The 18,748-nt window shown below is 66.7% G+C and carries 18 protein-coding genes; 13 read left to right on the top strand and 5 right to left on the bottom strand.

Annotated features, from left to right (window positions below; all coding sequences use genetic code 11):
- The first annotated feature begins 29 nt into the window (after positions 1-29).
- Entirely contained in the window at positions 30-176 is a 147-nt protein-coding gene (locus tag VI123_RS16750; protein ID WP_336339204.1) for a hypothetical protein, read from the top strand.
- A 229-nt stretch (positions 177-405) separates the two neighbouring features.
- Here VI123_RS16750 and VI123_RS16745 read toward each other — a convergent pair whose 3' ends face one another.
- On the bottom strand, positions 406-678 hold the full coding sequence (locus VI123_RS16745) for an amphi-Trp domain-containing protein (RefSeq protein ID WP_336339203.1): 273 nt from the start codon (positions 676-678) through the stop codon (positions 406-408).
- A gap of 209 nt (positions 679-887) precedes the next feature.
- On the opposite strand from VI123_RS16745, the gene VI123_RS16740 reads away from it, so the two are divergent.
- Both VI123_RS16740 and VI123_RS16735 read left to right on the top strand, forming a co-directional pair.
- Entirely contained in the window at positions 888-1,163 is a 276-nt protein-coding gene (locus VI123_RS16740; RefSeq protein WP_004518082.1) for a PadR family transcriptional regulator, read from the top strand.
- 109 nt (positions 1,164-1,272) lie between these two features.
- Complete coding sequence (locus VI123_RS16735; protein ID WP_407067012.1) at positions 1,273-2,553, top strand: MgtC/SapB family protein; 1,281 nt, start codon at positions 1,273-1,275, stop codon at positions 2,551-2,553.
- On the opposite strand, the gene VI123_RS16730 is transcribed toward VI123_RS16735, so the two are convergent.
- Positions 2,541-2,867, bottom strand: a complete 327-nt coding sequence (locus VI123_RS16730; RefSeq protein ID WP_336339202.1) for a hypothetical protein — start codon at positions 2,865-2,867, stop codon at positions 2,541-2,543. The genes VI123_RS16735 and VI123_RS16730 overlap by 13 nt on opposite strands.
- Positions 2,868-2,984: 117 nt before the next feature.
- Between VI123_RS16730 and VI123_RS16725 the strand changes: the two genes are divergently transcribed.
- Together VI123_RS16725 and VI123_RS16720 are read left to right on the top strand one after the other, a co-directional pair.
- Entirely contained in the window at positions 2,985-3,920 is a 936-nt protein-coding gene (locus tag VI123_RS16725; RefSeq protein ID WP_336339201.1) for an A/G-specific adenine glycosylase, read from the top strand.
- Positions 3,921-3,966: 46 nt separating this feature from the next.
- Positions 3,967-4,974, top strand: a complete 1,008-nt coding sequence (locus VI123_RS16720; protein WP_336339200.1) for a sodium:calcium antiporter — start codon at positions 3,967-3,969, stop codon at positions 4,972-4,974.
- 53 nt (positions 4,975-5,027) lie between these two features.
- Here the strand turns inward: VI123_RS16720 and VI123_RS16715 are convergent, their stop codons facing one another.
- Positions 5,028-5,561: a GNAT family N-acetyltransferase gene (locus tag VI123_RS16715; protein WP_336339199.1), complete on the bottom strand. Its 534-nt coding sequence runs from the start codon at positions 5,559-5,561 to the stop codon at positions 5,028-5,030.
- A gap of 234 nt (positions 5,562-5,795) precedes the next feature.
- On the opposite strand from VI123_RS16715, the gene glmS reads away from it, so the two are divergent.
- The 6 genes from glmS to VI123_RS16685 all read left to right on the top strand — a co-directional run bounded on the left by glmS (position 5,796) and on the right by VI123_RS16685 (position 10,753).
- Positions 5,796-6,242: a methylaspartate mutase subunit S gene (gene glmS, locus VI123_RS16710; RefSeq protein WP_336339198.1), complete on the top strand. Its 447-nt coding sequence runs from the start codon at positions 5,796-5,798 to the stop codon at positions 6,240-6,242.
- An 87-nt stretch (positions 6,243-6,329) separates the two neighbouring features.
- Positions 6,330-6,908: an NADPH-dependent FMN reductase gene (locus VI123_RS16705; RefSeq protein WP_336339197.1), complete on the top strand. Its 579-nt coding sequence runs from the start codon at positions 6,330-6,332 to the stop codon at positions 6,906-6,908.
- Positions 6,909-7,059: 151 nt separating this feature from the next.
- Positions 7,060-7,707, top strand: a complete 648-nt coding sequence (locus VI123_RS16700; RefSeq protein ID WP_336339196.1) for a YIP1 family protein — start codon at positions 7,060-7,062, stop codon at positions 7,705-7,707.
- A 26-nt stretch (positions 7,708-7,733) separates the two neighbouring features.
- Positions 7,734-7,997: a hypothetical protein gene (locus VI123_RS16695; RefSeq protein WP_336339195.1), complete on the top strand. Its 264-nt coding sequence runs from the start codon at positions 7,734-7,736 to the stop codon at positions 7,995-7,997.
- Between the two features lie 64 nt (positions 7,998-8,061).
- Positions 8,062-10,224: a DHH family phosphoesterase gene (locus VI123_RS16690; RefSeq protein WP_336339194.1), complete on the top strand. Its 2,163-nt coding sequence runs from the start codon at positions 8,062-8,064 to the stop codon at positions 10,222-10,224.
- 40 nt (positions 10,225-10,264) lie between these two features.
- Entirely contained in the window at positions 10,265-10,753 is a 489-nt protein-coding gene (locus VI123_RS16685) for a cupin domain-containing protein (protein ID WP_336339193.1), read from the top strand.
- A gap of 1 nt (position 10,754) precedes the next feature.
- Here VI123_RS16685 and VI123_RS16680 read toward each other — a convergent pair whose 3' ends face one another.
- Together VI123_RS16680 and VI123_RS16675 are read right to left on the bottom strand one after the other, a co-directional pair.
- Positions 10,755-12,647 carry a methyl-accepting chemotaxis protein gene (locus VI123_RS16680; RefSeq protein ID WP_336339192.1) on the bottom strand — a complete coding sequence of 631 codons (1,893 nt, stop codon included), beginning with the start codon at positions 12,645-12,647 and terminating at the stop codon, positions 10,755-10,757.
- A 128-nt stretch (positions 12,648-12,775) separates the two neighbouring features.
- On the bottom strand, positions 12,776-12,910 hold the full coding sequence (locus VI123_RS16675; RefSeq protein ID WP_336339191.1) for a hypothetical protein: 135 nt from the start codon (positions 12,908-12,910) through the stop codon (positions 12,776-12,778).
- A 104-nt stretch (positions 12,911-13,014) separates the two neighbouring features.
- Here VI123_RS16675 and VI123_RS16670 point away from each other — a divergent pair, with 104 nt between their 5' ends.
- Positions 13,015-14,670, top strand: coding sequence for a tRNA uridine(34) 5-carboxymethylaminomethyl modification radical SAM/GNAT enzyme Elp3 (locus VI123_RS16670; protein WP_336339190.1), 1,656 nt, complete (start codon positions 13,015-13,017; stop codon positions 14,668-14,670).
- 308 nt (positions 14,671-14,978) lie between these two features.
- Positions 14,979-18,746: a CARDB domain-containing protein gene (locus VI123_RS16665; protein ID WP_336339189.1), complete on the top strand. Its 3,768-nt coding sequence runs from the start codon at positions 14,979-14,981 to the stop codon at positions 18,744-18,746.
- Positions 18,747-18,748: the final 2 nt, after the last annotated feature.

Below are 18,748 nucleotides of genomic sequence, written 5' to 3'. Positions count from 1 at the left end.
TGTTCCGCGAGGGAGGCGTAGGGCGACGCATGCGCTCGGAAGCCGAGATACGCGAGCAGTACGAGTTCCTCGCCGAACAGCTACAGGACGAGGAGATGAACCACGAGCGGGTCCGAATGATGTTTACACACTACAAGCGGGCGCTCGGGTGGGTACTGGAGGAGGACCACATCTGAGTTAGTTACAACTTACGTCCGTTTCAGATTCGAAAACTAACACCTGCTGGACGGGGCCGGTACTTTTAAGTTATTCTGCCCCATTCGACAAGATGACGCTTCGCTTGGAGGGCCGAAGCGTCAGCGGGGACCAATTCAGGGCGGCAAGCGGTCGCGGTTTCCGCGACCGCTTTCCACTTACTTCGCTGCACTCGACCCGAAAAGAGCGTTCTTTACACTCGACGACGGCTTACTCGATAGACAGTTCGGTGTCCGTCGCGTTCTCGGGCCACTCCAGTTCGAGTTCGATGCTGAGCTCGCCGTCGCCGCCCTCCGGCCCCTCGCGTTCGGCTTTCACTTCGAACTCTACCTGGGACGGCGGGGCGAACGTGGCCTCCTGGCTGCCCGCGCTGAGCGTTATCTCGGACCCCTCTTCCAGGGAGTCGGCCACCGTTCTGAGATACGCCGCGACGGCGCTTCGGTCGAGTACTTGTTCGTTTTCGAACAGAACAGTTTCTACCATATCACCTGTAGGCTGTGCTGACAAATAATACTGTTGCCATCAGTTTCGAGAGAATGATGATATACTGACTGGATTTACCATATGGACAAAACCTCGTTTGAGCCGCCAAATACAGAAAATTCGACATTCCGTACTATCGAAACCAATCCAAGTTCTCCCGGCCGATATATTTAACAGTATAGATACTAAATCATTACATAGGTGAATCGATGCACGATTTGACAGGATTCCAGCGTGACCTCCTGTACGTGATCGCTGGCAGGGAGGAGCCCCACGGCTTAGCTATCAAGGAGGAACTCGAAGCGTACTACGAGAAGGAGATACATCACGGTCGCCTGTATCCGAACCTCGATACCCTCGTTGACAAAGGACTGGTCGAGAAGGGGCAGCGCGACCGTCGGACCAACTTCTATACGCTCACGCGGCGCGGCCGCCGCGAGATAGACGCCCGGCGTGAGTGGGAAGACCAGTACGTCGACCTGTAACGGCGCACTTGTGCCGAGGCCGTCGCTTCGTCGATAGCCCTGCGTCCGCGAGCCGGTCGTCCCGCCGTCCGGCCCTATCACTTTAACCGACGCCCGCCGTATCTCGGCCGTGGACCCTCTGCAACTGTCCCCCGAGCCGATTCAGACCACGGTGTTTCGAATCCTGCTCGCGGGCGCGCTCGGGATGTTCCTTGGATTGGAGCGGGAGTGGTCACAGAAGTCGGCCGGCATCCGGACCTTCGCGCTGATAAGCCTCCTCGCCGCGGTGTTCACGCTGGTCGAGAACCAGGCGCTGCTGGTCGTCGGCGGCGTCCTGGTCATCGTCCAGGGGATTCTGCTCGCGGCCCAGGGGCTGCTCGGCGACGGGGAGAGCGAGGGGCTGTCGCTGACCACGTCCGTGTCGATGCTCGTCGCCTACGGCGTCGGGGCGCTCGTCGCACGGGGGTTCGTTCTCGAAGGGGTGTCGGTCGCCGTCTTCTCCTCGCTCCTGCTGGTGCTCAAGCGGGAACTCCACTCGCTGGCGTGGGGGCTCTCCCGCGAGGAACTGCGCTCGGCGACGGAGTTCGCCATCATCGCCTTCGTCATCTACCCCCTGCTCCCGGCGCAGCCGGTCGAGGTGCCCGGCGGCCTGCTGGACATCGCCGTCGAGCTGCGGGTCATCTGGCTGATGGTGGTGTTCGTCGCCGGCATCGGCATCGTCAACTACGCCATCGTCCAGACCTACGGCGGCCGCGGCATCGCCGTCACCGGCTTCTTCGGCGGTCTGGCGTCGTCGACGGCGGTCGTCGGCACGATGCTCGACCACGTCCGACGGCGGCCCGACGCCACCTCCTACGCCGTCGCCGCGATTCTGCTGGCCGACGCGGCGATGGCGCTCCGGAACCTCCTCATCACCGTGTTCTTCACCATCGAGCGGGGCGTCCTGGTCGAGGCAATCGTCCCCCTCGGAGCCGTCATCGCCGGCAGCGTCGCCGTCGCCGCCTACACCGCCGACTGGTCCGAGACGGTCGACATGGGGCTGGAAAGCCCGTTCTCGCTGCGGAACGCGCTGGCCTTCGGCGGGGTGTTCCTGCTGGTCGTGGTCGCCGGCGGGTTCGCGGAGACGCAGTTCGGCACGGCGGGGCTGTACGTCACGTCGGCGCTCAGCGGCCTGGTTTCGAGCGCCGGCGCGACGACCTCGGCCGTGTTGCTGTACCGCGCCGGGGCTATCAGCGCCACGACGGCGATGCTCGCTATCCTCGCGGCGACGGCAGCCAGCATCGCCGTCAAGGCCGCCCTGACCGCGCCCGGACCCAACCGTGCGTTCGCCTCCCGCGTCGCGTTCTGGAGTTCCGTCGTCCTGGGCGTGGCGGCGGTGCTCGCGCTCGGACTGCTGTTTCAGAACTGGTAGCGGCGGTCGTCGTTGTCCTGTGGCTGGGGGAAGTCGTTGCCGGTCATCTGGTCGAAGGTCATCCCAGAGAGGTACTCGTCGTACGTGCAGTCGTAGCTCGACCGGAGGTGGAAGTCCAGGGTCCCGCGGTCGACGGTCGACTGGAACAGCATGTGTACCGCGCGCCTGACGAGTTCGTCCGGGTCCTCCGGGTCGAGCGCGACAGACAGCATGGCGAGCTCGTTGCGCGTCTCGCGGTCGACGGACAGCTCGAACTCGTCGTCGAAGTCGCCGTACGCCGCTTCGATGTCGTCCTGTAGCTCCTCTAGGCTCATACGAACTCGGACGGCGAGCGCGAGGAAACCCCTTTCGTCTGCGGGCGGTGTTCGCGGCCGTGCGACCCGGTCGGCGACGACCACCACGCACAAATCGGGACGGAGCCAAACGGGGGTATGACCGACCAGCCGGCAGCGACGGACCGTCCGGGAGGCGTGCCCGCGGACCCGTCGGCTGTCCAGGACGCGCTCGTGGAGTGGTACGAGGCGGACCACCGCTCGTACCCCTGGCGTGAGACGACCGACCCCTACGAGATTCTCGTCTCCGAGGTGATGAGCCAGCAGACCCAACTGGACCGCGTCGTCGACGCCTGGGAGGACTTCCTGGACCGCTGGCCGACCGCGGCGGCCCTGGCCGAAGCCGACCGTTCTGCCGTGGTGGGCTTCTGGACCGACCACTCGCTGGGGTACAACAACCGGGCGAAGTATCTCCACGAGGCCGCGGGGCAAATCGTCGAGGACTACGGCGGCGAGTGGCCCCGCGACCCGGACGGCCTCAGCGACCTGATGGGGGTCGGCCCCTACACCGCCAACGCCGTCGCCTCCTTCGCGTTCAACAACGGGAACGCCGTCGTCGACACGAACGTCAAGCGCGTCCTCTACCGCGCCTTCGGCGTGCCCGACGACGACTCGGCGTTCGAGGCGGCCGCGAGCGCGCTCATGCCCGAGGGCCGGTCCCGGGTCTGGAACAACGCCATCATGGAACTGGGCGGGGTCGCCTGCGAGAAGACGCCCGACTGCGACGGCGCGGAGTGTCCCTGGCGCGAGTGGTGCGGGGCGTACGAGACCGGCGATTTCACCGCGCCGGACGTGCCCACACAGCCGGAGTTCGAGGGGAGCCGCCGGCAGATGCGGGGCCGAGTCGTCTCGGCGCTGAAGGAGTACGACGAACTGCGGCTGGACGAACTCGGCCCGCGTGTGCGCGTCGACTACGTCCCCGACGGGGAGCACGGGCGGGCGTGGCTCCGCGGGCTGCTGTCGGACCTCGAAGACGACGGGCTGGTCGAGTGTGATGGGGCCGGCGACGGACTCGTTGCCCGCCTCCAGCGGTGACCCCAGTTGAACACACCCTTGAACCCCTGTGGCTAATACCTCCCCAATGGTTGGCTTGCTCGGCTCGGTCGTCCTCATTGTCGTCGCCACCGCTGTCATCTGGAAGGGGACCGCGTACTTCGAGCGGGCCGCCGAACGGCTGAGCCGGTACTACGGCCTGCCGGTAGCGGTCCACGGGGCAATCGTCGTCGCCGTCGGGTCGAGCTTCCCGGAGATAAGTTCGGTCGTCATCAGCACCGTCGTCCACGACGAGTTCTCGCTGGGCGTCGGTGCCATCGTCGGGAGCGCGATATTCAATCTGCTCGTGATTCCGGCCCTCGCGGCGCTGTCGAGCGAGGAGCTACGGGCGACGCGCGACATCGTCCACAAGGACGCCCAGTTCTACGTCATCAGCGTCCTCATCCTCTTCATCGTGTTCGCGCTCGGGGCGACGTACGTTCCGGGCGGGACGAACCGGGCGGCCGTCCTGACCCCCGCGCTCGCCGTTGTCCCGCTCGTGACCTACGGCATCTACGTCTTCCTGCACCAGCAGGACGCGAGCGACCACGTCGCGGACGAGACCCACACCGTCCGTCCGGGTCGGGAGTGGGGCATGCTCGGGGTCGGACTCGTCGTCATCACCGTCGGCGTCGAGGGGATGGTCCAGGGGGCGCTCTCGCTCGGGGCTATCTTCGATACGCCGACGTTCCTCTGGGGACTGACCGTCATCGCCGCCGGCACGAGCCTCCCCGACGCCTTCGTCAGCGTCCGGGCGGCGAAAAACGACGACAGCGTCACGAGCCTGACCAACGTCTTGGGGAGCAACACGTTCAACCTCCTGGTAGCGATTCCGGTCGGCGTCCTCCTGGCCGGCCGGGCGACAATCGACTTCCTCGTGGCGATTCCGACGATGGGGTTTCTGGGCTTTGCGACGCTCGTGTTCATCGTGTTCACGCGGACCGACCTCGAACTCACCGACCGCGAGGCGTACACGCTGCTGGGCCTGTACGTGGTGTTCGTCTGCTGGATGGTTCTGGAGTCCGTCGGACTCATCGAGACAGTCCGCGGCATCTGAGCGGCGCTGCGTCGTTCTGTCCGACGTCCAGGCCCGCGACCCCAGTCCGCGGGCTACTCGTCGGCGGGCGGTAGCTCGCGGGAATACACCGCCTCGTCGTGGGGCTCGCCGCCGATAGTGAGCGTGCGCGTCTCGACCCGCTCGAAGCCGAGGTTCTCGAAGAACGCCCGGCTCCGGTCGTTCGAGGCCAGGTCGAGCGCCCGGAACCGCTCGACGCCGTGGTCCCGGAACGTCGATTCGAGCCTGTCGTACAGCGCCGTCCCGACGCCCTCGCCGTGGTGGTCCGGGTGGACGTACAGCCGCAGCATCGTCCCCATGGTGTGCATGGTGATGCCCTGTGTGAACCCGACGACGTCGCCGTCCTGCTCGGCGACCAGCAGCGTCGCCTCGATGTCGTCGAGGTCGTTCGCCGGGACGCCGCCGGCCCACCCGTGGAGCGCGCTGCCCAGCGGGTCGGCGTACCAGTCGGCTATCGTCTCGTCGATGACTGCGGCGTCCAGCGAGTCGTAGGCGTCGTGCCACGCCGCCCGAGCGACCCGGCGGATGCCGTCGGCGTCCGCGTCGAAGGCTCGGCGGATGGTCGTCATGCCTGTCCCGTCGGCGGTCGGGCCGCAGATACGCGAAGCCGCAACCGACGCCACAGACGGTGTCCTGTCCGAAAATCCCCCGAGAGCGTGCATGCGTCGCGTAACATAGCGTGTCCACTGGATGATTTGTGCTAGCACGGCTAATATCATTCCCTTCGACAGTGTGAACCGTTGCCACAATCTATAATGGTTTATCATTAGGTTTATGTAGGTGACGCGCTTTGGTGGTCCTGTATGAGGACAGTCATCCTGGGTGTCATCGGCTCCGACGCGCACGTCGTTGGGATTACCATTCTGGAACGGGCGTTCGAAGCGGCGGGGTTCGAGGTAGTCAACCTCGGCGTTCAGTCGTCCCAGTCGGAGTTCGTCGACGCCGCGGATGAACACGACGCCGAAGCGATACTCGTGTCGTCGCTGTACGGCCACGCCGAGCAGGACTGCCAGGGGTTCCAGCAGCAAATCAACGAGGCGGGGCTGGACGTGACGACGTACATCGGCGGGAACCTCGCCGTCGGGCAGGATTCCTTCGAGGAGACGCGCGAGACGTTCAAGGCGCTCGGCTTTGACCGGGTCTTCGATTCGGAGACCGACCCGGAGGAGGCCATCGAGGCGCTGAAAGCCGACCTCGGCCACCGCTCCCGCGAGGAAGCCTCGCCCGAGAAGATTCAACTCGGCTCCTGAGCGACCGCCCGCACGGCCGACGTTCTCGGACGACCGGCGACGCCGCCCTCCATCACCGATATACCGGCCGCCCGCGATAGCCTTCTCATGAGCGAACCACGCGTCGTCGGTGTCGCCGGGAGTCTCAGAGACCAGAGCTACACTCGTATCGGCATCGAGCGCGCGCTTGCCGCGGCCGGGCGGATGGGAGCGACGACGGACCTGCTCGACCTCCGGGAGTTCGACCTGCCGGTGTTCGACGCCGACCGCCGCGAGGCCGGCGACGCCGTCGCGTTCGCCGACGAAATCCACGCGGCCGACTCGATTCTGCTCGGGACGCCGGTGTACCACGGGTCCTACTCCGGCGTGCTGAAGAACGCCCTCGATTACTGTGGCTTCGACGAGTTCGAACACAAGACGGTGGGGCTGCTGGCAGTCGCCGGCGGCAGTTTTCCCATCACCGCGCTCGAACACCTCCGCTCCGTCTGCCGGGCGCTGAACTGCTGGGTCATCCCCCACCAGGCCGCGATTCCGAACGCGCGCAACCACATCGCCGACGGTCGGATAGTCGACGCCGGCATCGACGAGCGCGTGGCGACGCTGGGCGAGGAGGCGGTCCAGTACGCGAACATCGAGCCGGACCCGGCGTGTTTCGAGAGCACGGAGAACGTCGGGGCAGATGATTAACGGTGAGGACCGCTGTGTGTGTCAGACCCGTGAGCATCTGCGCCGAAGAAGCAGCGGAGTAGCCCCGAGCACCGCTGTGCGTGTCCGAACCTGAACCCCACGCGCCCGGAAGAAGGAAACGGTCAAACCGACCCACGCCCTACGCACTGCCGTGACTCAGTGGGTCGAGAATCCGAGCGGCGGCCGGGACCGGGGGCCAGTCGCGCTGGTTCGCGCGTGGGTCGAGATACTGTCTCGCCCGCGGCGGTTCTTCCGCACCGGCGTGGCTCCGGGCGACCAGGCACCGGGGCTGGTGTTCGCGGCGACGGTCGTCCTCGTCGAGGAGGTGAGCCGCTACGCCGTCGTCAAGCTGGCCGAGCGGGGACTGCTGTCGACGGGGCCGTTCGACTACCCCGCCATCGCGGGCTTCTCGCCCGGCGTCGCGGTGCTGGCGCTGTTTGCCGTCCTCGTGTTCGTCACGCCGGCGACGGTGCATCTGACGGCGGCGTTACAGACGCTACTGTTGCTCCCGCTCTCGGTGCTCCCCGTCGCCTCCGACCGCGGTGGCGTGAGCGAGACCGTCCAGGTGCTGTGTTACGCGATGGCTCCCTGCCTGCTGGCCGGCCTGCCAAGTGCCGAGGTCCGGGTGTTCGTCACCGCCTGGGGCGCGGCGCTGTACCTGCTCGGGACGGCCGTCGTCCACGAGGTCAGACTGCCGGTCGCCGCGGTGGTCGGAGCCGTGCCCGCCGCCATCGTCTTCGGCTACGGCTTCCGCGGCTTCCAGGCCCTCTCGGTGCTGGTCGCCGACTCCGGGTTTTAGGGGCCGCCGGCCCGCGTCTCCACGCGATGCTCAGTATCGACATCGACCAGTTCATGCTGGAACTCAAGGACGGCGCGTTCAAGAGCGTCGGCCCGTCGAACAAGGAAGCGACAATCAAGATGTACGACGTGGCGGGCGTCGACGTTCGCGAGTACGGCGACAAGCGCGTGAAGCTCGCCTTCGAAGACGAGCAGGGGAGCGAAATCGAGGTGGCTCTGTTCCCGGAACAGGCCGAAGCGGTCGCTGCAGGGCTCGAACTGCTCGAAGAGGAGAGCGACCTGTTCGAATAGCGGGCCCGCCCAGCTCGTCCGGAATTCGACAACCGTTTTAGGCCCGACATGCTTGCACCGTGTAATGGGTTCGTGTATCATCTGTGGCAAATCTGTCGAAGGACGCATCTGTGACCTCCACGAGGAGGACGCCCTGTTCGAGTTCCGCGGGTCTCGTGCCGACCAGCTATCGGTCGACCGCTACTACCGCGGCAGTGTCGACGGCTTCGCCGAGTTCGGCGTGTTCGTCGACATCGGCGACAGCGTGACGGGGCTGCTCCACCGGAGCGAACTGGACCAGCGGCTCGATTCCCTCGACTGGGAACCGGGCGACACCGTCTACGTCCAGGTCAAAAACGTACGGGACAACGGCAACGTCGACCTCGGGTGGTCGATTCGCCAGTCCGAACGCGAGTTCCGCGGCGTCCTCGTCGACGACCCGGACATCGGCCACTCCGTCCTGCTCGAAAACGAAGACGACGAGGACGACGAAGACGACGAAGCCGCCGACTCAGAGGCCGACTCTGCGACGGAGTCCGAGAGCCAGGGCGAGAGTGAATCGAGCGCTGACGACGATTCGGGCTCGTCCGACTCGGACAGCACCGCGAACGCCGGGTCGGTCAGCCGGGCCGGCGACGCAGACCGCGTCGAAGGTACCGCGGCCGTCGGCGGCAACGACGGCGGGTCGAACACCGCCGTCGTCACGGAGTCCGACGACGAGACCGACGAAGGCCAGACGGCTGAGGCGGTCGCCGCCGCCATCGGCGACCTGGAAGGCCACGTCGGTTCGGACGTGCAGCTCGAAGGGGAGGTCGTCGGCATCCGACAGACCTCCGGGCCGACGGTGTTCGAACTGCAGGACGAGACCGGGACCGTCGACTGTGCGGCCTTCGTCGAGGCGGGCGTCCGCGCCTACCCCGAGGTCGAGGAAGACGACTACGTCCGACTGATGGGCGAGGTCCGCGAGCGTCGCGGCGAACTGCAGGTCGAGACCGAAACGCTCGAGGTGCTCGAAGCCGACGAGCGCGAGGCGGTCGAGCAGCGACTCGCCGACGCCCTCGACGACGAGGCCCGCCCCGACACGGTCGACCCGCTTGCCGAGGACACGGCGGTCGCGGCCCTCTCCGATGCCCTGGTCGAAGCCGCGACCCACATCCGGAAGGCCGTGCTGACGGACCGCCCGGTCATCGTGCGCCACGCGAACACCGCGGACGGCTACCTGGCCGGCAGCGCGCTCGAACGGGCGACGCTCCCGCTGGTCACCGACCAGCATCGCCGGGCCGACGCGAAGTACCACTACTTCGACCGACGCCCCATCGAGGGCGGCGTCTACGACATGGACGACGCGACGAAGGACACGACGACGATGCTGGACAACCGGGAGCGCCACGAGGAGAAGCTCCCGCTGTTCGTCTTCGTCGCCGCCGGCGGCACGCGCGAGAGCCTCGACGGGTTCGACCTGCTGAACGTCTACGGCGCGCCGACGGTCGTCGTCGACGACATCGACGTCGACGGGGCGGTCGTCGACACGGTCGACGCCGTCGTCTCCCCTTCGGCCGAGACCGTCTCCGAGACCACCGCGACGTCGCTCGCCGCTAACGTCGCCGCACACGTCAACGACGACGTGCGCGACGACCTCCAGCACCTCCCGGCCGTGAGCTTCTGGGAGAACATCCCCGAGCCGTACGCCGCGGCCGCGAGCGAGGCCGGCTACGACGAGAGCGCTGTCTCGGAGCTCCGGGAGGCCGTCGCGCTCGAAGCCCACTACCAGTCCTACGAGGACAAGCGCGAACTCATCACCGACCTCGTGTTCGGCGACGACGAGGAGGACGTGGGCGGCCTGGCCGGCCACATCGCCGAGCAGTTCCGCGAGAAGGTCGACGAGGAGGTCGCGACCGCCGAGGCCAACCTCGACTACCGGACCGTCGACGGCGTGGACATCGCCGTCCTCGATACGGACGCGTTCACCCACCAGTACGAGTTCCCGCCGGAGTCGCTCCTGCTCGATGAACTCTACCGCGAGGTCCGCGACGAGAGCGACGCCGTGCTCGGCATCTCGACGGACACGATGTACGTCCGCGCCGACGGCGACGTGGACCTCCACGAACTGGTGCGCGAAGTCAGCGAGCGGGTCCCCGAAGGCGGCGTCGCGACGCGGAGCGTCCGCGAGGGCACCATCCGCTACCTGGCCGGCGAGCGCCCGGCCGTCCTCGACGCCACGCTCGACGTGCTGGCCGACGAACTGTAGCGCAGTAGATTTTTTCTCCCCGCGGGCAGTCTGACCGGGCATGAGCGACGGCCCTGTCAACGAATCCGACCTCGACTGGACGGACTACGAGCACGGCGACCGGACGTTCAGGCGCAAGCAACTGGGCGACGCCGCCGGCGGCGAGGACCTCGGCGCGAGCCTCTACGCCGTCCCGCCGGGCAAGCGGCTCTGGGTGCGCCACTATCACGAGGGGAACGAGGAGGCGATATTCGTCCGATCCGGGACAGGGACGCTCTGGCTCGGCCCCGAGGCCGAGGCGCACGCGCTCGAACCGGGCGATTACGTCGCGCTCCCGGCCGGCGAGGAGAGCGCCCACGAAATCGAGGCCGGCGACTCCGAACTCCGCCTGCTGATGGTCTCGACGATGGAGGAACCGGACATCACCGTCTACCCCGACAGAGAGATGGTCGGGCTGTACGCCGGGTCGCCGCCGGGCGGGGAGAAAGCCGACCGGACGCTGTCGACCTACCTCGACAGCAACGCCGAGAAAGAGTACTGGGAGGAGTGAGCTACCGGCTGCCGACGTCGAACTCCGACAGCATCGTCTGGAGCTGCTCCGACTGTTCGGCGAGCGATTCGAGGCTGGCGCTGACCTGCGACATGGACGCGGCCTGTTCCTCGGCGGTCGCGGAGGCGGTCTCGGTCTCCGTGGCGGTCGCCTCGCTGATGTCCACGGCCTCCCCGACTATCGACACCGCCTCTTCGGTCGTGGCGGCCTGGTCGTCGGTCGTGTCGCTGATTTCCTGAATGCCGTCGTCGGTCGCCTCGGCGTTCTCGGCGACCTTCGTGAACGTGTCGACGACCGCCTCGACGGCCTCGGTGCTCTCGCGCATGTCCTGTTTCGCCTCGCGTGCCTCCGTGACCGTGGTCTCGGTCTGGGCCTGGGTCTCCTCGATTAGCTGCTCGATTTCGGTCGCAGAGGCCTGGGTCTCCTCCGCGAGCTGTTTGACCTCGTCGGCGACGACGGCGAACCCGTCGCCGCCCGACCCGTTCCCGGCACGCGCGGCCTCGATGTTGGCGTTCAGCGCGAGCATGTTGGTCTGCTCGGCGATGTCGCCGATGAGTTCCACGATGTCGCCGATTTCGCCCATCTTCTCGTCGAGCCGTTCGACGTTCTCGACCGTCGAGTCGATGGCGGTCTGGACCTCCCGGGACCCCGCAATCGCCTCCTGTGCCGTCTCCTCGCCGGCGTCCGCGATTTCGGCCGTCTCGCGGGACCGCTCGGCGACGGTCTCTGCGGAGGCGGCGACCTCCTCGACGGTCGCCGACAGGTCGGTCATCTCGCTCGAAACGGTTTCGAGCATCTCCCGCTGTTCGTCCGCACCGCTGGCGATGCCCTGAATCGACTCGCTCATGTCCTCGCTGGCCTCGGTCGCCTCGCTCGCACCGGCCGTGACCTGGTCACTCGTCGACGCGACCTCCTGTGAGAACGCCTGGATGTCCTCCATCGCCGACTCGGTCTCGGTCATCATCTCGTTGAACGACTCGGCGATCTGGGCCATCGCCTCGCTCTCGCTGTCGGGGTCGATGCGGACCGTGAGGTCGCCGTCTGCCGCTCGGGACATCGCCGCGCTGTAGGCGTCGGCCGTGGCTTCGAGGTGCTCGTTGAACTCCTCGACCTCCCGCTGGCGCGCCTCCGCTTCGGCTTTCGCCTCCTCGGCTTCCGCGATGGTTCGCTCCATCTCGGCTTTCTTCTCCTCCAGATTCTCGACCTCCTGGGTCTTCGTTCTGGCCTGTTCGAGTTGCTCCTGTGCCGCCTCACGGGACCGCTCGGTCGAAGCCCAGTGGGCCATCAGCGCCGCGGCCAGCATGAGGACGAACGCCGCGTGGATGAACGCCCACGCCCACGGGTTGTTTATCGCCGCCGAGTGGTTGTACACGCGGCTCGGGTCTATCATGCCGAACACGCCGTGTTGGACGGCGACGTACCCGATGCCGAGGAAGAACGGCAGCCAGTCCTCGTAGACGGCGACCACGGCCATCACGACGAAAAAGTGGAAGTGGGCCTCGATGTACCCGCCGGAGAAGTGGACCAGGAACCCCGAGGTCGTGACCAGCCCCATCGTCGCCAGCCCGGTTCGCGTCCGCCGACCGAACCGCGGTACAATCGCCAACGCGGCGAGCGCGACGACGACACCGACCTCCGCGAGAACGTGGAGCGTGTCGATTTCCGGGAGCGTCGCGCCCGTTACGAGCGACTCGGTTCCCGAGTAGAGCCCGAGCGCCAGCAGGAACGGGACGTGTGCCAGCAGCAGAATCAGGATGTTGCGGTGTCGTCCGCGCCACGTTTCGTCCGGAATGGTGTCGCCGCTGGGAACGTATGAGACGAACTCCCGGAACCGTTCCATCGGCGTCAATCCCCGGAAGCGAGTTCGCGTAGAGCCACTGGTCGTGTCCGGCATATAGACACACTGGAGGCGAGGACTGACTAAAAAACTCGGCCGGCAGTATCATTCGAAATAACGAGGGACAGTGCCGGAGGCGGCGCTACGTCGACTACGGAGTTGTTTCAGAACAGTTGACACGGACCTCACGTGTCCGGCGACGAGACAGACCCGACCGCTTTCTTCGCGCCGTAGTACGCCCACTCCGCGCCGTAGCAGAACACACAGCCCCGGAAAGTCGGCCGGTCGGGGCCGTCGGCGTCGTCCGTTTCGCTGCTCATACCGTCACTTGGTGTGACGACACAATGAATCTCACGGCTGGCCTCGCCGCCGACACCCGAGCGACACGCTTATTCGGCCGAGACGCCGATTCCGGACAACGCCGATGAGCACGGAGACGCCGGACCCAGAGGAGACAGAGACCTTCCAGCAGGTGTGTGCGGAGCTGGTCGACCGGATTCTTGCTGGCGAAATCGAGCGCGACGAGGTCGAGTCGGCCAAAATCGACGTCTGCCGCGAGTACTCCGCGCCGAAAGTGCCGAAAAACTCCGAACTGCTCGACTACGCGCCACAGGAGCACCGCGAGGTACTGGAGGAGGTCCTCCAGCGCAAGCCGGTCCGGACCGCCTCGGGGGTCTCACCCATCGCCATCATGACCTCGCCCGAGCGGTGTCCCCACGGGAAGTGCCTGTACTGTCCCGGCGGCCCCGACTCGGAATTTTCCTCCGCCCAGTCCTACACCGGCCACGAGCCCGCGGCCGCACGCGGCGAGCAGAACGACTACGACCCGTACGGCCAGGTCAAGCTCCGGCTCAACCAACTGCGGGAAATCGGCCACCCCGTCGACAAGGCCGAGCTCATCCTGATGGGCGGGACGATGACGGCCCGGAGCCACGATTACCAGGAGTGGTTCGTCAAGCGGGCCCTGGAGGCGATGAACGACTTCGATGTCGACGCGGAGCCGACGCCCGCCGAGGACGTGAGCTTCGCCGAGGACGACTACGAGTTCCGCTACCTGGAGGACGTCATCGCCGAGAACGAGACTGCCGACGTCCGCAACGTCGCCACGACCTTCGAGACCAAGCCCGACTGGTGTGACCCCGAACAGATAGACCGGATGCTGGACCTCGGCGGCACGAAAGTCGAGGTCGGTGTCCAGACGACCTTCGAGCGCATCAACCGCGAGATGCACCGCGGCCACGGCGTGCAGGCCTCCATCGACGCGAACCGCCGCCTGCGCGATTCGGGGTTCAAGGTCGGCTTCCACATGATGCCGGGTCAGCCGGGGATGTCCAAGGAGATGTGTCTGGAGGACTTCCGGCGCATCTTCTCGGAGACGGACTGGCGGCCCGACTACCTCAAGATATACCCGACACTCATCGTCGAGGGCACGGTCACCTACGACTGGTGGCGGAAAGACGAGTTCGACCCGCTAGACAACGACGAGGCCGCCGAACTCGTCGCCGAAATCAAGGACATGATTCCCCGCTACACCCGCCTCCAGCGCGTCCAGCGGGACATTCCGGCGGACTTCATCGAGGGCGGCGTCTGGAAGTCCAACCTCCGCCAGCTCGCCTGGCAGCGGATGGAAGAGCACGGCTGGACGTGTGACTGTATCCGCTGTCGGGAGGCCGGTCACAGCGACGAGGCCGCCGAGAACGTCGAACTCGACGTCATGACCTACGACGCCTGTGGCGGCACGGAGCAGTTCATCTCCGTCGAGGACTTCGACAACGACGTACTCGTCGGGTTCTGTCGGCTCCGGTTCCCCAACGACCCGGTGCGACGGGAGCTACAGGACGCCGCAATCGTGCGCGAACTCCACGTCTACGGCAACGCCGTCGGCGTCGGGCAGCAGGGCGACGACGGTGACCACCAGCACAAGGGCTACGGCCGGAAACTGCTGGAGCAGGCGGAGCAACTGGCCCGGGAGGCCGGCTACCCGAAACTGGCCGTCATCTCCGGTATCGGCGTCCGGCAGTACTACCGGGAGAAACTGGGATATAAGCAGGACGGGCCGTACGTGAGCAAGCGTCTCTGAGCGGCGTCCATTCCACGGCGGCGGAGCGACCAACTGCCTTCGACGGAGCATCCCACGCAGGGAGTATCCTTCGCCGCGCGACAGAAGTTCGACTGGGACTCGAATCCCGCCCTTCGGTCGACACACTATGTGTATACCGACGGCCCGGTCGGGCGCACTGATTGCGCCTATCGGGCCATTAGTGATAATGCCCGTTCGTGACCCTTATCCGACAAGAACGGTCGATAGCGGGCGTCAGGACCGATAATAGCACCTTACTCGACGATTCGTTCCCGCTAACTAATTACCACAATGGCTTCGCCCGAGCCATGGGTAAGATTACGGGCCTGTGGCTGACAGTGCTGACGCTGCTGGCTGTGGTCGCGGTGTCGGCGGCCCCGATGCTGGGGCCGGGCGTCGCGGCAGCGTCCAATCACGGAACACCGACTCCCGAGGGACCGGACATCCAGGTACAGGACGCCGGACTGATAGACACACGGGCCGACACCGGGGCGATGCAAACGCCGGAACTCGACCTGTGGGTCGCGCTCGAGAACACGGGCGACGTGGAAGGGGAAGCGACGATAACCGTCGAGGTCGGCGGCCGGGCGGTGACGGTCATCGACACAGAGACAGTGGCGGTCGAGCCGGGCGAGTCGACAAACGTGACGACGACGTACGTCTTGGAGACTGCGGACGACGGCTACGTCGGAAACGGGGAACACGAAGTGACGGTCAACGGCGAACCCGCCGGCACGCTGGTCGTCGGCGAGTCGGACATCACCGTCACGGACCACTCCTGGAACACGACGACAGTCAGCGAGGGCGGTGCCGTCGAACTGACCGTCACCGCGGAGAACACCGGTGCCGTCTCCGGACAGCGGGACGTCGTCACGACCGTCGACGGACAGTCGGTCGACGCGGTGTCGTTCGACCTCGAACCGGGCGAGACCGGGACGGACACGTACGTGCACACCTTCGACGAATCCGGGGCGTTCGAGTTCGGCACCGCCGCCGAAACCCGGGCGATAACCGTCGAAGCACCGGACGACGGTGGCGGGGCCGCCCCGCCGGAGCTACGGGTACTGGACGCCGGACTCTTCCAGACGGAGGTCAACACCGACACAGATACGGGTGGGTACGGAACCCGCGAGCCGGAACTGTGGGTCAGGGTCGAAAACACCGGCGGGCAGAACGGAACCGTCACGCTGCCTATCGAAGTCGGGGACACGGAGGTCGGTGGTGGGTCGGTAACGGTCCCCGCCGGTGAAACGGTCAACGAGACGCTCCTCTACCGCCCGGAAGGTGCGGTCGAGGAGGGCGAGCACGAGGTCACTGTCGGCGGCGTCACCGCCGGGACCCTGACCGTGGGCCAGCCCGATATTCGGGTGACCGGTGCCGAGTGGAACCGCACGACGGTCACCCGTGGTGGGACGGCGGAACTGACGGTGACGGCCGAGAACGACGGCCTCGTGAGCGCAACGCAGGAGTTCTGGGTCCAGGGCGGGAACGACATCGACAGCGCGGTGTGGTTCGACCTCGAACCGGGCGAATCCGGCACGGACACGTACGTGCACACCTTCGACGAACCCGGAACGTATCAGGTCACGGTCGGCGACGAGACCCAGACCGTCACGGTCCTCCGGCCAGCCACATTCGAGGTGACCGACAGAGCGCTGAACACGACCAGGGTGAGCGAGGGGGAACGCGTCGCGGTGACCGCGACGGTCACGAACACCGGCGACCAGGGCGGCACCTACGAGGTTCCGCTCACGGTCGCTGACGAGCCGGCAGGCTCCAGGGAACTGCAATTGGGTCCGGGAGAATCGACGACCGTCTCGTTCACGGAACGGTTCACCGCCGTCGGAACGTACCCTATCGACCTCGACGGCGAGCGGGTCGGGACGGTCCGGGTCTCCGAGGCGGCGACGTTCGAAACCACTAGCGTCGACCTGAACCGGACGGACGTCCTCACGGGGGAGCCGATAGCCGTCACCGCGACCGTCCGAAACGAGGGTGACCAGACCGGGACGGCCGACGTGCGACTCCAGGAAGACGGCACCACTATCGACACCCAGGCGGTGACACTGGACGGCGGCGAAGAGACGACCGTCACGTTCGTCCAGTCGTTCAGCGATGCGGGGACGCGAGCCGTCGCCGTCGACAACCAGTTCGGGGGCCGCGTGTCGGTCACCGAACCGGCGTCGTTCGAGGTCAGCGACGCGGCGGTCAGTAGCGACTCCGTGACCCAGGGCGGCTCTGTCGAGCTTCGCGCGACCGTCACGAACACCGGCGGGCAAGCCGGGACCGTCACCGGGAGGTTCTCAGTCGCGGGGTCCGTCGTCGAGAGCCGCGACGTGACGCTGGAGGGCGGCGAAGCGACCGAAATCACGTACACCCACGTGTTCAACGACAGCGGGAATTACGTGGTCGGCGTCAACGGCGAGCGGGCCGGCACGGTCACAGTCAGGGAACCGGCGGCGTTCGACACGACCGCCGTCGAACTGAACCGGACGAGCGCTCGGACGGGCGACCCCGTCGAAGTGACGGCGACGGTCGTCAACGACGGCGACGAGTCGGGGACTTCTCAGGTACGACTCCAGACCAACGACGAAATCGTGGAGACGACCAACGTGACCCTCTCCGGCGGTCAGCGGACCGACGTCACGTTCGTCTACGTCTTCGAGCGCGGCGGTGAGTACGACGTGGCAGTCAGTGGGACCGCCGGCGGCAGTATTTCGGTGACCCAGCCCGCGACGTTCGAAGTCAGGAACGTACAGTTGAGCAACGACTCTGTCGAGACAGGCGAGTCCGTGGCCGTGACGGCGACGGTCGCAAACGTCGGCACGGAGAGCGGAAACTACACCGCGGAACTCACGGAAAGCACCCGGGTGCTCAAGTCCAAATCCGTCGGCCCGGTCGGGGGCGGGCAAACGGAGACTGTCACCTTCAGCATCGCCTTCGACAGCGAGGGCAACCGGTCGCTCGCTATCGGCAGCGTCACCGCCGAGACGCTCGCCGTCGAGGCAGAGAGCAGTAACGGTGGCGGCGGTGGTGGCGGTGGTGGCGGCGGTGGCGGTGGCGGATTCGACTTCGATGACGAACCGGAGGAGACAGAGACCGAAACCGGCGGCGGCGCAGCGCCGCCCGCTATCTCGCAGACTCGCCTCGACAACGGCGTCGCCGTCCGAGTGACGGCGGCCGCAGCGAACTCGACGGTCACCCAGTCGCTGAACCGCTCCGGACCGTCCGCGACCGCGCCGGCGTTCACGCTCTCGTCGCTCTCCCTCGACGTGGCCAACGGGAGCGACGGGTTCAACGCCACGATGCTCGGCCCGCACGTGACGCCCAACGACATGACCGCGGTCCAGGCGGACGGTGTGCGTGGCTACGTGACCGTCACCGCCGGCGCGAACGCGTCTGCAGTCAGTCGGGCGACGTACACCCTGACACTGAACGCGTCCTCGCTGCCGGACAACGGCTCGATGGCCGACGTGCGGGTGCTCCAGTACCACAACGGGACCTGGGGCCAACTGAACAGCACCGCCGACGCACCCAACCGGTCCGTCCGGGCGCAGTCCCCCCGTCTGTCGACCATCGCCGTCGTCTCGCCGGTCACGAACGAGTCCGCACCGGCGGCGACGGCCACGCCCTCGGACACGTCGGCCGTTCCGTCCGCCGAACTCTCCGTGACCGGGGCGACCCTGCTTGCCGATTGGGTCCGGGCCGGCTTCAACACGTCGGCGCGGGCGACGGTCGAGAACCCGACCGACGAGGTCGTCGAACAGACGCTGACCGTGACGGTCGACGGTGACCCGGTCGCGTCGCGGACGGTCCGACTCAACGGCGGCGAACAGACCAGCGTGACCATCGAGTTTGAGGCCGTCGACGGGGCAGTCGCGGTCAACGGCGTCAGCGCGGGCGACCTGCGGGTCGGCTCGGACGCGACCGAGACCGCAAGCGACTCCGAACCCGGCGGCGGCGCAGAGCCGGCGACGGAGACGGTCGCGGCGTCCGGCCCGGGATTCACCGTCCAACTGGTCGTGCTCGCGCTGGCGCTCCTCGCGGGCCTCGTTCGCCTCCGCCGGACGAGGTAACC

Origin of the sequence: Haloarcula sp. DT43 (genome assembly GCF_037078405.1) — an archaeon.
GTDB lineage: Archaea > Halobacteriota > Halobacteria > Halobacteriales > Haloarculaceae > Haloarcula > Haloarcula brevis.
Note: the sequence above shows the minus strand (reverse complement) of the source record. Positions and strands in the feature narration are given on the sequence as shown.